This is a genomic window from Pseudomonadota bacterium (genome assembly GCA_022572885.1).
Taxonomy (GTDB): Bacteria; Pseudomonadota; Gammaproteobacteria; order Steroidobacterales; family MnTg04; genus MnTg04.
Genome location: JACZVC010000020.1, coordinates 1 through 14276, shown reverse-complemented (window position 1 = coordinate 14276; position 14276 = coordinate 1). Strand labels below are relative to the sequence as shown.

The 14276-nt window shown below is 55.1% G+C and carries 11 protein-coding genes and 1 riboswitch; of the genes, 6 read left to right on the top strand and 5 right to left on the bottom strand.

What is annotated here, in order from left to right; translation table 11 throughout:
- Positions 1-49: 49 nt before the first annotated feature.
- The 3 genes from IIA05_08640 (at position 50) to IIA05_08630 (ending at position 6643) form a co-directional block, all read left to right on the top strand.
- Positions 50-2425, top strand: coding sequence for a TolC family protein (locus IIA05_08640; protein ID MCH9027165.1), 2376 nt, complete (start codon positions 50-52; stop codon positions 2423-2425).
- Positions 2426-2486: 61 nt separating this feature from the next.
- On the top strand, positions 2487-3572 hold the full coding sequence (locus IIA05_08635; protein MCH9027164.1) for an efflux RND transporter periplasmic adaptor subunit: 1086 nt from the start codon (positions 2487-2489) through the stop codon (positions 3570-3572).
- Positions 3572-6643 (top strand): efflux RND transporter permease subunit, encoded by a 3072-nt coding sequence (locus tag IIA05_08630; GenBank protein MCH9027163.1) that lies wholly within the window; start codon positions 3572-3574, stop codon positions 6641-6643. Before IIA05_08635 ends, IIA05_08630 begins: the two co-directional genes overlap by 1 nt.
- Positions 6644-6650: 7 nt before the next feature.
- Here the strand turns inward: IIA05_08630 and IIA05_08625 are convergent, their stop codons facing one another.
- The gene (locus tag IIA05_08625; GenBank protein ID MCH9027162.1) at positions 6651-6911 is read right to left on the bottom strand and encodes an NAD-dependent epimerase/dehydratase family protein; all 261 of its coding nucleotides are present in this window, start codon (positions 6909-6911) and stop codon (positions 6651-6653) included.
- 184 nt (positions 6912-7095) lie between these two features.
- Between IIA05_08625 and IIA05_08620 the strand changes: the two genes are divergently transcribed.
- From IIA05_08620 to IIA05_08610, 3 genes are read left to right on the top strand one after another with little or no spacing between them, the layout of a single operon-like run.
- Complete coding sequence (locus tag IIA05_08620) at positions 7096-8490, top strand: amidohydrolase (GenBank protein MCH9027161.1); 1395 nt, start codon at positions 7096-7098, stop codon at positions 8488-8490.
- On the top strand, positions 8487-9788 hold the full coding sequence (locus IIA05_08615) for an amidohydrolase family protein (protein ID MCH9027160.1): 1302 nt from the start codon (positions 8487-8489) through the stop codon (positions 9786-9788). The genes IIA05_08620 and IIA05_08615 overlap by 4 nt, the downstream gene beginning before the upstream one ends.
- 44 nt (positions 9789-9832) lie before the next feature.
- Complete coding sequence (locus IIA05_08610) at positions 9833-10111, top strand: inorganic diphosphatase (GenBank protein ID MCH9027159.1); 279 nt, start codon at positions 9833-9835, stop codon at positions 10109-10111.
- A gap of 248 nt (positions 10112-10359) precedes the next feature.
- Here IIA05_08610 and IIA05_08605 read toward each other — a convergent pair whose 3' ends face one another.
- The 4 genes from IIA05_08605 to IIA05_08590 all read right to left on the bottom strand — a co-directional run.
- On the bottom strand, positions 10360-11202 hold the full coding sequence (locus IIA05_08605; GenBank protein MCH9027158.1) for a hypothetical protein: 843 nt from the start codon (positions 11200-11202) through the stop codon (positions 10360-10362).
- Positions 11203-11487: 285 nt separating this feature from the next.
- Positions 11488-12615 carry a cyclopropane fatty acyl phospholipid synthase gene (gene cfa / locus IIA05_08600; protein MCH9027157.1) on the bottom strand — a complete coding sequence of 376 codons (1128 nt, stop codon included), beginning with the start codon at positions 12613-12615 and terminating at the stop codon, positions 11488-11490.
- Between the two features lie 166 nt (positions 12616-12781).
- A riboswitch (cyclic di-GMP riboswitch) is annotated at positions 12782-12867 on the bottom strand.
- Between the two features lie 145 nt (positions 12868-13012).
- Positions 13013-13450 (bottom strand): hypothetical protein, encoded by a 438-nt coding sequence (locus IIA05_08595; protein ID MCH9027156.1) that lies wholly within the window; start codon positions 13448-13450, stop codon positions 13013-13015.
- A 120-nt stretch (positions 13451-13570) separates the two neighbouring features.
- On the bottom strand, positions 13571-14276 hold a 706-nt coding region (locus IIA05_08590), incomplete at its 5' end, for a hypothetical protein (GenBank protein ID MCH9027155.1).

Below are 14276 nucleotides of genomic sequence, written 5' to 3'. Positions count from 1 at the left end.
CGTTACAATCGCTATTCCGCCGCAAGCCAGAATAACAACGCGAGCCAAAATGACTGGAAGAATTGCCGTCCTTGCCTGTTTCCTGTTTGTAATCACGAGCACGGGATGGGCCCGCGATGTTGTCGTTGGTGTGTTGGGCGACGGATTGCAATCCCGTGCTGTCATTCCCGTTGAACTGCTGCAAAAAGAGTTCAGCGACCTGATGCTGCCGGAATTCAATGTGCGGATGCCCGTGGACAAACAATTGAATGGCGGCTGGACGGTCGAGGGCGTTCGTTCGGCGCTCAACGAGCTGCTCAATGACCCCGAAGTCGAAGTGATCATCGCAAACGGCGTTGTCGCATCACACCTGGCCGGTCAGTGGGGGAAGCTCAAAAAACCGGTCATCGCGCCCATTGTGATTGATGCGAAGCTGCAGGGTTTTGCCGAACGACGCGAAGCGCTGCGCAGCAACTTCGTTTACCTGAGCAGCTTTCATAGCGTCGATGACGACCTGACGCTTATTCGTAATGCGGTGCCGTTCAGTCACCTGGCTGTTCTGGTGCAGCGGGTGACGCTGGAAGGTGTGCCAGCGATCCAGGCCATGACAGAAAGGCTAAGGCAGAACCCGTATTTTGAGGTCAGCGTTATTGCCGTCGAGGACTCAGTCGACGATTTGATCAGTCAGATTCCCGAAGAAACAGACATGGTTTATGTGGCGCCACTGTTTCGTCTTGACGACCAGCAAATGAAATACCTCGCGCAACGTCTTATAGCCAGGAAGCTTCCCAGCTTTTCATTGCTGGGAAAATTAGAGGTCGAGATGGGTCTGATGATGTCGGCAACCGGACTGACCGCCGATCATACCCGGCTGGCGCGGCGCATTGCACTGACATTGCAGGCCTTGCTGCTAAACGAGGCCGATCCGGCGCCGCGCAGCCCGGATATCGGGACGTCGAGGCTGGTCATCAATATGGCAACCGCCCGTGCCATCGGCGTGCTGCCGCGCTGGGCGGTGCTGACCGGCGCCGAAAAACTTTTTGACAACGAATACGACGATGCCCGTCCGTTGACATTGCTGGGTGCGATGCGCGGGGCGATGCAACACAACCTGGACCTGAAGGCGGCACGCTTTGAGATCGATGTGGCAGAAGAGCAGCTAAAAGCGGCCAGGGGTGCTCTGTTGCCGCAACTTTCAGTCTCCGCAGCGGGAGTCCGGGTCAACGAAGAACAAGCAAACCCGTTTTTTCAATCCGAAACCACGATCAGCGCTGCGCTTACCGCGTCTCAGTTGATCTACTCGGACGATGCCAGCGCCGCCCTGGCCATATCAAGATACCTGCGGGATTCGAGCGACCTGGTTTTCAAGAGCCGGTCGCTGGACACGTTGCAGGCCAGCGCGGTCAGTTATCTCGAGTTGCTCAGCGCCAATGCCGTCGAACAGGTACGCCAATCAAACCTCGAAGTGACCCGGCTCAACCTGGAACTGGCCAAGGCGAGGGCGGCGATCGGCTTTTCAGGGCGCTCCGACGTTTTGCGCTGGGAAAGCCAGATAGCGGCCGACATGCAGGATTTGCTCGCGGCGGAAGCGGCCAGGCGCGCTGCGGCCATCGAAGTCAGCCGGGTCATGCATTTGCCGCAGAATTTCGGGTTTATTACCGCCGATCCTGGTCTGGACCAGGCAATGAGCCAGGTGCAGGATGAAAGATTCCAGACTTTTGTCGGCAACCCGGTGGTTTGGGATGTGTTTCAGAAATTCGTCATTGACAGCGCATTGCAGTTATCACCGGAACTTCAGGTGGCCAGAAACCTGGTGCTTGCGCAGGAAAGACAGGTCCTGGCGGACAAAAGGGATTTCTACGTGCCGGATGTCAGTCTGCGCGGGACTTCCAGCCACGTACTCGATCGCGGTGGCATCGGCTCCGCTAGCCAGCCTGCGGGCGCACTGGGTATAGCCCGGGCCGACGACAACTGGACGGTTCTTCTTGAAGCGCGCCTGCCTCTTTTTTCGGGAGGCGCGAGGAAGGCGATTCTGGCGCAGTCGCGGCACGAGGCAAGAAAATTAAAGGTGCAGGAGGCGGCGGTGGCTGAAGCGGTTGAAGCGAGGGTGCGAACGATGCTGCAACTGGCCAGACATACCTACGCCTCAATAGAGTTGTCTCAGGACGCCGCCGCCGCCGCGCGCGGCAGCCTGGCCCTGGTGACCGATTCCTATTCGCGGGGAGCCGTTTCCATAACCGATCTGATTGATGCGCAAAACGCAGCGTTGTCGGCAGATTTGGATGCCGCGGTTTCCCTGTACAGTTTTGTCATTGATTTTATGAATCTCTTGCGGGCGCAGTCGAATTTTGAATTGATCATGGATCCGCTGGCCTGGCAGGACTGGCTGGACGCGCTGGAAAAGTACTACCGGGAGCAAGGCGTTGCGCCGTTGGACGCCAGGTGATCGTGACGGCGTCGCGCGGTACCTGGATCGAGGGGAGCAAATGAAACTTAAGCAGATATCATTGGCTGGAATCGCAGTTTTGTCTCTGGCTGCCGGGGCCTGCGATCGTTCCGAGCCTGAGCCAGTGGCCGAGTTTCGGCCGGTCAGGTCGATGGTCGTAACCGCCAGCGGCGCGGATTCCGTTCACTCTTTTTCGGGCAGCACCCGCGCCGAACTGGACAGTACCTTGAGTTTTCGCGTGGCTGGCAACATTACCGAGAACCTGGTCGATGTGGGCCAGGAAGTAGAGGCGGGGCAATTGCTTTCGCGGATCGATCCCAAGGACTACCAGGTCCTGCGACAGGAGGCGCTGGCCGGTCTGGCGCAGGCGAATGCCGAACTCAGGAACGCCGAAGCCAGTTATGAAAGAACGCGGGGACTGTACGAAAATCGCAGTGCTTCAAAGGCCGACCTCGACGCCGCGCGCGCGGCATCGGAGTCTGCCAGCGCCCAGGTACGCGCGGCCAATCAGCAACTCGAAGCAACCCAGCTCCAGTTGTCGTATACGCGATTGTTTGCCCCGCAAGCCTGCAGTGTCGCGGAAATATTTGCGATTGAAAATGAGAATGTTTCTCCCGGGCAGGCAGTCCTCCGCTTGACCTGCGGTATCTGCGCCGAAGCCGCGGTATCGGTCTCGGAGACCTTGATCGGCAGCATAAGCACTGGCATGAATGCCGAAATCATCATTGCCGCATTGGGTGACCAGGCTTTCGCAGGCGTTGTGAAGGAAGTCGGCGTAGCGCCATCCGGCACGAGCAGCGCGTTTCCCGTGACCGTCTCTATCATCGAAAACTGTGACCAGGTGCGTGCCGGCATGGCCGTGGATGTGCGGATAACAATCGCCACTGCGGATCCCCGCAGCAGAATCGTCGTACCGCTGGTCGCGGTAGGCCAGGATCGTCTGGGCAACTATGTTTTCGTACTGGAAAAAACCGGCGATCATTATGTCGCGATAAGACGAGCGGTACAAACCAGCGATTTCGACCGCTCGGGTATGGAAATCACCAGTGGCTTGCTCGCCGGCGAGCGAGTCGCGACCGCCGGTGTAAGGCGGCTCGCAGATGGCCAGCAGGTTCGCCTGCTCGATGACGATCAAGCACGACAGTAATGAATATTACGCAGTTCGCCATCGAGAAAAACCGCATTGCACTGACCCTGCTTTTTGTCGTGTTGATTTCGGGAGTGATGACCTATACGCAGATGCCTCGAGCCGAGGATCCGGGGTTCACGATTCGAACCGCGCAAGTGAGGACCATATTGCCAGGCGCCAGCCCGAAACGAATCGAGGATCTGGTAACCGACAAGCTGGAAAAGGCGATCCAGGAAATTCCGGAACTTGATTTCATTAGCAGCCGGTCGAAAACAGGTATTTCGGTTATCAAGGTCAACCTGCGACATGAATACAAGGACATCCAGCCTATCTGGGACAAGCTCAGGCGAAAAGTGGAGGATACGCGCGCCCAGTTGCCAGCAGATGTGATCGGCCCGATCGTTGATGACGAATTCGGCGATGTTTTTGGCACGATCGTTGCGATAACCGGGGACGGTTTTGACTATCGTGAATTGAAAACGATTGCCGATGATGTCAGGGATGAGCTTCTGCTGATTACCAACGTCGCCAAGGTCGAGATATATGGAGACCAGGCCGAGCAGGTTTTTGTCGAGTTCAACAACTCGCGCCTGGCAGAACTCGGTTTGTCGCCGACCCAGCTCAAGCAGATCCTGGAGTCCAGGAATATTATTTTGCCCGGCGGTAACTTCTCGACCCCATATGAAAGGGTTTTTCTCGAGCCATCGGGCAACTTCGAGTCACTGTCCGAACTCGGCCGTAGCATCATCAATCTACCGGGAACAACGGACCTGATTCGGCTGGAGGATCTGGTAACGATTCGTCGCGGTTACGTTGATCCGCCGCGAAGCATGATGCGGAGCGCCGGAGACAGCAGCCTGGGGCTGGCAATATCGATGCGCGAAGGCGGCAACATTTTGCAGCTTGGTCAGGCGGTCAAGGATGTGATCCGCAGAGCAAACAGCGTTTACCCGGTTGGCGTGGAATTTGACTTTATTCAATTTCAGGCCGGCGATGTCGAGAGAAAAATCGATGCCTTTGCCAAAAACCTCTTGCAGGCGATCATTGTGGTCGCCGTGGTCATGCTGCTGTTTCTTGGGCTGCGAACCGGCCTGATCGTTGCGACGTTGATCCCGTCGGCGATGTTCGCTGCGATCTTTTTTATGGGCTTGCTGGATGTCGGTCTCCACCAGATGTCGCTGGCGGGCCTGATCATCTCACTCGGAATGCTGGTCGATAACGCGATCGTGATGGCGGAATCGATCATGGTGCAAATGAAGGACGGTAAACCGGCCAGGCGCGCAGCTATCGATTCGGCGACCGAGCTGCGAGTTCCCTTGCTGGTTTCTTCATTGACGACAGCCGCGGCCTTTTTGCCGATTCGATTGGCGGAATCAAACGCCGGCGAGTACACCGCCTCTTTGTTTACGGTCGTAACCATCACCTTGTTGTGCTCATGGATTTTTACACTGACTATTATTCCGATACTTTGTGTCGCGTTCATGAAAGTAAAGCAATCCGGGGAGCAGTATGCCGGCAGCTTTTATTCGGCATACCGGAGCATCATCGTCAGTGCGTTGAAGAGACCGGCGTTGGTTCTGCTGGTAGCCGGCGGCGTGTTTTTTCTGGCTCTACAGGGATTCAGGATTATACCGAAGATCTTTTTTCCGGCGAACGACAGACCGACACTGGCGATTGAAATCGAATTGCCGGTCGGTAGTCCTATCGAACCCACCAACGAAGTAGTCATCGCGCTGGAACAATTCATGTTCGACAATCTGATGGCGGACCAAAACGGCGGTTCCGGCATCATTAACTGGGGGGCGTTTATTGGCGAAGGAGCGCCGAGGTACATTCTTTCCTACCGTCCCGAGCCGCCCACACCGGAGTATGCCTACGTCATTGTCAATGCCAGCAGCAGGGATATTCTGGAAACGCAACTAATCCCGCCGATCCGGGATTTTCTCGAAAACAATTTCCCCGGGCTAAAGCCAACGGTACGGCCATTGCCGCTGGGACCGCCTGCATGGCCGCCGGTCGAGATCAGGATATCGGGCAGGGACAGCGATCAGTTATTTGAAATCTCGGCTAAGGTCCGGCGCCAGTTGGCTGAGATTCCCGGTACCAGGCAGGTCTCCGACGACTGGGGCGCGAGAATCAAGAAAATTGCTGTAGAGGTTGACGAAACCCGGGCAAAACTCGCGGGGGTCAGCCATCAGGATATTGCAATCTCCCTGCAGACTTTCCTGTCGGGCGTTGAAGTGGCTGAATACCGGGAGGAAGACATGGTCATACCGATAGTCTTGCGCTCTCGGGCCCCGCAGGTCGCGGAACTGGGTGTGGTGCAATCTATAAACGTTTTTTCGCAGGCGACCGGCAGGTCGGTTCCCTTGAGTCAGGTTGCCGAGGCCAAGATGCTATGGGAGCCGGGAATAATTCGCAGGCGGGATCGCCTGCGGACAGTAACCATATCGTCCCTGCTGGAACCGGGATATACCGCCGCCGGTGTCAACCAGGCAATAAAACCCTGGTTGGACCAGGAATCAGCCGACTGGGGTTTTGGCTTTGGTTGGGAATTCGGCGGCGTCATGGAAAAGTCCGTGGAGTCCAGCAAGTCTATTAATGAGAAACTGCCGATTGCCGGGTTGATTATCCTGTTATTGCTGGTCGGTCAGTTCAATTCCCTGCGCAAGCCGGCGATTATTCTTTTGACGATTCCCTTGTCAATCATTGGCGTTGTCATTGGTCTCCTGGTGGCACGCTCCTATTTCGGCTTCATTACCTTGCTCGGCATCATTTCGCTGGCGGGCATTGTGATCAATAACGCTATCGTTCTGATCGATCGGATCGGCCGGGAAGCTGCCGAGCCGGGCATCACTCCGCAGGATGCGATTGTCAAGGCGGCTCAACGGAGAATTCGCCCCATCCTGCTGACGACGACGACGACCGTGGCCGGTATGGTTCCGTTGTGGCTGGGTGGCGGACCGATGTGGGAGCCGCTGGCGATAACCATTATTTTCGGCCTGATTTTCGCGACCATGCTGACGCTGATAGTCGTGCCGGTCTTGTACAGCCTGATGTTCAAAGTCGACTTTGCCGAATACGCCTGACCGGTTGTTATGGCTTTGCATCTTCGGGTACCAAAATGTCTGGCTGCTCTTGCGAAATTACGCTTCTCAATGCGGCGGGGTCCAGCATGTCGATGACATGGCTGCGATTGGCAACCAGCATCGCCGGCGCATTCGCGTAGCGGTCGACGGCAATCACTTCGACACCGAATCGCTGTGCTTCGATAACGACTTCCTTGCCCAGTTCACCCGAACCCAGCAACATCATGCGTGTAGCCCGATCGGTCAATGGCGTGCCTATCGTCGTCATTACGCCTCCTGTGCGGGTGAGCCGATGCAGGCGGATAATGCGTTAATGCAACGCACACACCAAGTTTTCACGGACCGCGCGTGACTGGTCCCGGCCTGCTTTTTACGGACCTTGGCAAGCGGAATCCGTGCTACGATTCACAGCCTTTCGGACCTCTGGATTATTCCAGGGACGCTTACGGAGAATGTTAATGAGCAAAAATATTCCGGCGCTGGCGCTGATTTTGATGCTGGCAGCCTGCAGCCCGCCAGGCGGTGACTCCGATGCGCGCGTCGCACCGGGCAAGGACCCGTTCCCTTCGACCTATCAAGCGCTACCGTCGGTCACCTTGCTGATCACGGGTGCGACCATATATACCGGCGACGGCGGCAAGATAGAAAATGGCGATCTCCTGGTCCGCGACGGGAAAATCGCCGAGGTCGGTCAGGGTCTCGCTTTACCCGCGGGGGCGTCTGAGATTGACGCATCCGGCAAATGGCTGACGCCCGGCATCATCGATACCCATTCCCACCTGGGGGTTTACGCTTCGCCCGGTGTCAAGCCGCAATCCGATGGCAATGAAATGACCGCCCCGGTGACCGCCGAGGTCTGGGCCGAGCACTCGGTCAATCCGAAGGACCCGGGCTTCGCCAAAGCGCTCGCCGGTGGGGTGACCAGCATGCAAATCCTGCCCGGTTCGGCCAACCTGATCGGCGGTCGCAGCGTAACGCTGAAAAACGTGCCGTCACGCACCATGCAGGGTATGAAATTCCCCGGCGCTCCCTATGGGCTGAAAATGGCCTGTGGCGAAAACCCCAAACGCGTGTACGGAGAAGGCGTTGGTGTCGCGCCGAGTACCGCGATGGGGAATGTGGCCGGTTATCGTGCCGCGTGGATTGAGGCCGAAGAATACAACCGTCTTTGGCAGGAGTACCTGGATGGTGAATCCGACGAAAAGCCGGTCAGGGATCTGGGCCTGGAGACGCTCGCTGGAGTCTTGAACGGCGAAATACTGGTCCACAATCATTGCTACCGCGCCGACGAGATGGCTGTGATGCTGGATATCGCGAAGGAGTTTGGCTACAAGGTCACGTCGTTCCACCACGCGATTGAGGCATATAAAATTGCTGATTTGCTCGCCGAGAGCGGCACTTGCGCTTCGATGTGGGCCGACTGGTGGGGTTTCAAGATCGAGGCTTATGACGGTGTCCGCGAGAATATTGCATTGGTTGATAAAGCCGGCGCCTGCGCGATCGTTCATTCGGATTCATCGAAGGGAATCCAGAGGCTGAACCAGGAGGCTGCCAAGGTGATTGCGGCGGCAAACCGGGGCGGAATTCCGGTGACTGAAGAACACGCCATGCGATGGCTGACCGAGAATCCGGCCAAGGCGCTCGGCATCATCGACCAAACGGGGACGCTGGCCGTTGGCAAGGATGCCGACCTGGTGATCTGGGACGGCAACCCGTTCAGTGTATACAGTCACGCCGAAAACGTTTTTATCGACGGGGCGCTGGTTTATGACCGCAATGATCCGGCAAAACAGCCCAAGTCCGATTTCATGCTCGGTATTATCGAGATCGATGGAGAAATCAAATGAATCATCAGGGTAAATATTTGTGGGCAGTTTTTGTATCCCTGGTGTTCGTACCGGGCGTTTTGGCGGCGGAGGTAATTGCCATTACGGGCGCCACGGTTTACACGATGACCGAGCAAGGCACGCTTAATGATGCGACTGTGCTGGTGGAAAATGGCCATATCGTTGCAGTTGGCAGTGGCATTGCAATCCCGGATGGCGCCGAGGAAATTGAAGCGAACGGCCGTATCGTCACGCCGGGTTTTTTCGATGCTTACAGTTATTTTGGCGTTGTGGAGATCGACCTCGTCCAGGAGACAGTCGATGTTATTCAAACCGATGAAAGGTATACCGCTGCGTTTGAGCTTGCCGATGTTATCAACCCGCGGTCCACGTTGATTCCGATCAATCGTATCGAGGGAGTGACCCGGGCGATGGTTGCTCCGCGGGCCGGGTTCTACCAGGAAATCAATAACTCGCCGATACTCGGTCTTGGCAGTGTTATTCACCTTGGCTCGACCGAGAACTTTATTGTCGCCCGAAACAGCGCCCTGTTTGTCATGCTTGGCGAAACCGGTGCGAGACTTGCCGGCGGGTCGCGGGCCAATGCGCTGTTGCTGCTCCGCGAGGCGCTGCAGGATGCCCGCGACTATGCCGCCAATCATGATGCGTATGCGCAGGGCCGGCGACGAGCCTACCGGCTAAACAGGCTGGACCTGGACTCCCTGGTGGAAGTGCTCAATGGCCAGCGCCCGATCGTGGCGACGGTCGATCGCGCGAGCGACATCGAATCCGCACTGCGTCTGGCCAACGAGTTTGGTATACGCCTGGTAATAAACAGCGGCGCCGAGGCGTGGATCGTCGCCGACAAACTGGCTGATGCCAATGTGCCGGTGATCCTCGATCCGCTGCAGAATCTGCCGAGCAGTTTTGCAGCGCTCGGCTCTACTTTGGAGAATGCCGCCAGGCTGGACGCGGCCGGCGTGATGGTGGCTTTTTCCTCCGGCAATTCGCACAATTCGCGAAATATGAAGCAGGCGGCTGGCGTAGCCGTAGCGAACGGGTTGTCCTACGAGACCGCTTTGCGGGCTTTGACCATTAATCCAGCGAAAATTTTTGGTGTGCAGGCAAGCTATGGCACGGTTTCCGTCGGCGCGGAGGCCGATCTCGTGATCTGGAGCGGTGACCCGCTGGAAGTGAGTACCTTCGCCGATTTCGTAATGATTCGTGGCAAAACAATTCCGATGGTAAGCCGGTCGACGTTGCTGTTCGAGCGCTACAAGGATCTCGATAGACCGCTGCCCCCGGCCTATACAAATTGACCGTACGAGTGGGCAATGGCTGAAAAAAAGAAACGCTTTGGAATTTGCTCGGCTATCTTTTCAAGGCTTACCCCTGGCATGGCATACCGATTGGCGATGAATTTCCGGAGTTGGTCAATGCCTATATCGAGGTCGTTCCCGGTGACACCATCAAGTACGAACTGGACGAGTCGACCGGCCATTTGAAAGTGGATCGGCCGCAGGCCTATTCCAACGTCTGCCCGACGATGTATGGTTTGATCCCGCAGACCTGGTGCAACGATTACAGCAAGCGATTCTCCCGGCTCGAGTCATTACTCGAGGATGCGCTGGCAGGGGAGTAACAACCGCCCTCTCACGGCGGTAACAGGGGTTCGAATCCCCTAGGGAGTACCAATTAAATCAACGGGTTAGCAGGTTTTTGGCTAGCCCGTTTTTGGTTTAACCAACCGTTTAACCAACCGAGAAACTGTCCGGTTCCGTCAAAAGCGGTCGTTCAAAAAAAATCTGGTGCAGGACGCGACGGGCAGCAAACGGCCACAAGCGGTCGAACAGGTGAAGCGAGCTTGGGCCGGAACGGTCTGTTATGTATCTATTTTGGCGCGTATAGATACTCTGCTGCGGCTCTGCTCATACGCCGATAGTCGTGACCAACGTCGGGCACGACAACCATGTTCCACTCGATGTCCACGTCGATTTCCACCGCTGTCTTCATGGCGTTCGAATAAAAGTATTGGCCCCGCTCGATACGGCCAGGACCTTGGATATCGATTTCGGGGGAGCTGGCTAAATCTCCTCGCGTCTCGTCTTTATCATCACGCTCGCCAAGAAAAACAACCAGAGGAGCCTTGAATGATTGAACAAGCAATTCGCGCGTTGCGATGCTTCCGTCTAGTCCGTAGGGAAACCGGACGTCGAATACCGGTACTGTATACCAACCGGAATTGGCCGCTAGAATTCGACGGGCTTTATGCCCAACGTGAAACATCGCCATGCGATGCAAAAACTGACCACCTGCCGAATGTCCGAAAGCATCATAGAACGACGCAGTCATGTCGAGTTGTTTCGTAGCGTTGCTGAATATGCGGTCCAAGTCACTGAGTATCCACTCTTTGGGATTGGTGCTGATGTTGTACCCAGCGATACGCCGCGGATTTCCGCCAATTTCAACGTCAGAGATCATTCCTGCTAGGTTGTAATTCCAAAATCTCGGGTAATGTTCTTCCGAGAAACTGGGAGAAAGTACCAGCACGTTGTATTTCTCCGATGCTTCAATCCACGAATCACGATAGTCCCAACCGTTCCGACCTGCGCCCGGGACCACAATGACAACTGGTGACTCATTTGTGAGTCCTTGCGGCACATGGTAATAAACCTCGATACATTTGTCGTTTCGACCTGCACCACCGTCAATCACGTAGCTGCCGGATCCCATGGACAATCCTCGCTCCGCGCAGATCTCGCTATGTGCGGTTACGGTCACAAAAAGACAGCAAAGAAATAGGATAAGCGCTGGACGACGCATGGATATTCCCTCGGTGTTTACTGAGTCGCCAAATGGGCGACCTAGAATTGATAGCTACGACCTGCGTGCCGGTCAAAGACCGCTTTGGGTCGTAAAGCGACCTTCTGCCAGAATTAGTGGCTTCCTGCGTCTTAGTGCCCGCTTACGGTCAGAAGAAGACCGCCGTGATTTCCTCAAGTTCTGGGGGCAACTGAATTAGCGGGGGGCAACGTAGCCCACCGGGACGCCACCTTTGGATAACACCATCTGCCAAACGGCGCCCCTGTCGCGCATACGAAAATTACCGGCCCCCGTCAGCAGGTAATAGCGCCACATGCGGTAGAACTTCGGGTTTTCTTCAGCAAGACCTTCCTTGGCAAACTGTTCGAAGTTCCGATGCCAGGCGAGCGTGGTCTTATCGTAATGCGGACCGATGTTCTGCACGTCTTCCAGGACGAAAATTTTAGCGATTGCATCCGCCAGGTCCTTAAGCTCGGGCAGACAACTGTTGGGAAAGATATACCGTTCAAACCATCGATCTTGCACGTCGGCAATTCTGCCGATGGTGTGCAGAAGAAACAGACCACCGGGCGCCAGAACCCGGTCGATAAATTGCATGAAACTCCGGTAATTACGTTTTCCGACATGCTCGAACATGCCTATCGAAACGACTTTGTCGAATGTACCAAGGTCATCCGGTCGAGCATCGCGATAATTCAGAAGCCGCACTTCGACCGGTAGATCTTTGGTGATACGTTCAGCATATTCGCACTGCTGCTCCGAGATTGTGATGCCGATAACCTCACAGCCGTAGTTTTCCGCCGCGTACTTCATCATCGATCCCCAGCCACATCCGACGTCGAGCAGCCTGTCACCTTCTTTGAGCTCGAGCTTGCGGCAGCACAGGTCCATCTTGTTCCGCTGAGCCTCATCGAGATTGTCGGCGTCGTGCCAGTAAGCGCAGGAGTACACCATGGTCGGACCAAGCATTCGGGCAAAGAATTCATTGCCGAGATCGTAATGCTGTTCCGCGACGGCCATGCTGCGGTGTCCTCTTTGCCGATCGAGGAGTACCTTTTGCAAATGATGCAGCCGGAGTTTCCAGTTTCTGGCAAATAGGTCCGAAAGTTTAGAACTGAGTACGCGCACAGTAAGCTCATCGAGGCGCTCGCAGTCCCACCAGCCATCCACGTAACTCTCGCCCGCACCCAGCGTGCCGTCTCTTATGAAGCGGTCAAAAAAGCGCGCATCATGAATGGTCATATCCCACGGTTCAGGACCGTTTATCCGTATGCCCACCTCGCGGAGCATCGGTTCAAGCAGTTTCTGACTACGCGAAGACATAATATTGAAGCGGCCGCTGCGAGATACGTACCATCGATCGCAGGCCGCGTGACTGAAGAACCACAGCAGTATCGGTCGGTTTCGGGGATTTTGTCACGACTGCTCCTTCGGTTTTGAAGTCATTTTCAGTCTCCCGCGCAGCGTTACTCATCGGCTTCTGGCTTCTTCGGGGAGTCTTCCCTCGCTTCTCGGAGCAAGTGAGGATCCATGACTATCCGTCCCCGCCTTTCGGCAGGTTTGGCTTTATCGTGATTTTAATTTAAGTGTAGTACAAGTTGAAAACTCTGCTGGACGGTTAACTCAATCTGGCAAAATCCAAGTTCCAATGGTGACCGCTTAAGGTCGTTAGCAAGGCTTTTCCTTTTCTCACAAATTCCAGACGCTATGCCACACATCCCTATTGTTCCAAAGGAACTAAGCACTCTTTTTCCCCCGCAACGATAAGTGCCTCTGTGCTCATTTGCTGAAGCTTACGATGCGGATAACCTTTTTCTGACAATGCTATCGTTATCTTTTCTCGAAACTCCGCTAAGGCTATTTCGGCTATGAGGAAGTCACTTTCCCTAATTGAATCTCTATAGCCCGTAAGAGCAAAGGCGATATCTGGGTCCGTTTTACACGAACGAATGATGAATGCATCTGGATACAAGAACGGGAAAAGAACAAATCCACAACCCACCAGAAATATCACGAGCGAAGATCCAGCAAATTGGAATTCGAATCCAAGCGCCTTAATCGTATTTCTACCCTTCGTTCCCTCTCTAGAAAAAAGGTATACGCCAATGATAGCCAGGATTAGACCAAACCCGATTAGAAGGTACGCAGCTTGTCGCATATCTACCCCTAATTATTCGCTGGATAGGAACATAATAGCTCATTCACGATCTACACCGCGAGAATCCCATCGGCGTTGTTTCTTCTTGCGATGCATGTCGCGGCCCCAGTCGCACTACTCCTATTTGTTTAGAGAGCAGGTTTTTAACAAATCGAACGTCATTGTAGGCAGCCACTCATAGGACAAACGCTCGCTAAACACTTTATCCGTGCGTATCTTGTATTCGACACCGAGCGCCAAACATGGCATTGACGTTTGATAGGAAACGCCAATCTTATAGACATGGGCAACATCGTCTCTGGAGTCTTTGATGCCGCTGACAATATCCAACTCTTCTGTTTCAAGATAGGCGATTCCAGCAGACGCGCTAATTTTCAAAGGCTCGATCGGGGCAATTGAAAACGACAGTGGTAGGAAGTCGGCGGCTCTTGTAACAGTTGAAGCCGCATTCGTATCTACTTCTTTCCAGGAAAGATCAACAGCGAGCGCGGTCGAGAATTTTGAGTTGGTTGTCGGCGATGCCCACCATTTCTCTCTGAAACTGAATCCGAATTTCGCATTCTCTACTTCCTGCGCGTTATCAGCCGAAAGTGCGTAGCTAAGCGAGATTTTTTTCTCTTTTGCGGGCGGATCGGGAAATACGCCTAGAGCAACCTCGTGCGACACTTGCCCCCCGGCCTGAGCAATAATTTTGCCCCACTTAGCGATACTGTAGGATGCGCGTTTCTCGGCTTTCTCTTTGGCGTCCGCAAACCGCTCATCGAGACCGGCGCGCTGGTCATCAATAAACTTGTCCCTCTCATGGGGCTCAAGTTTGCCTGTGCAA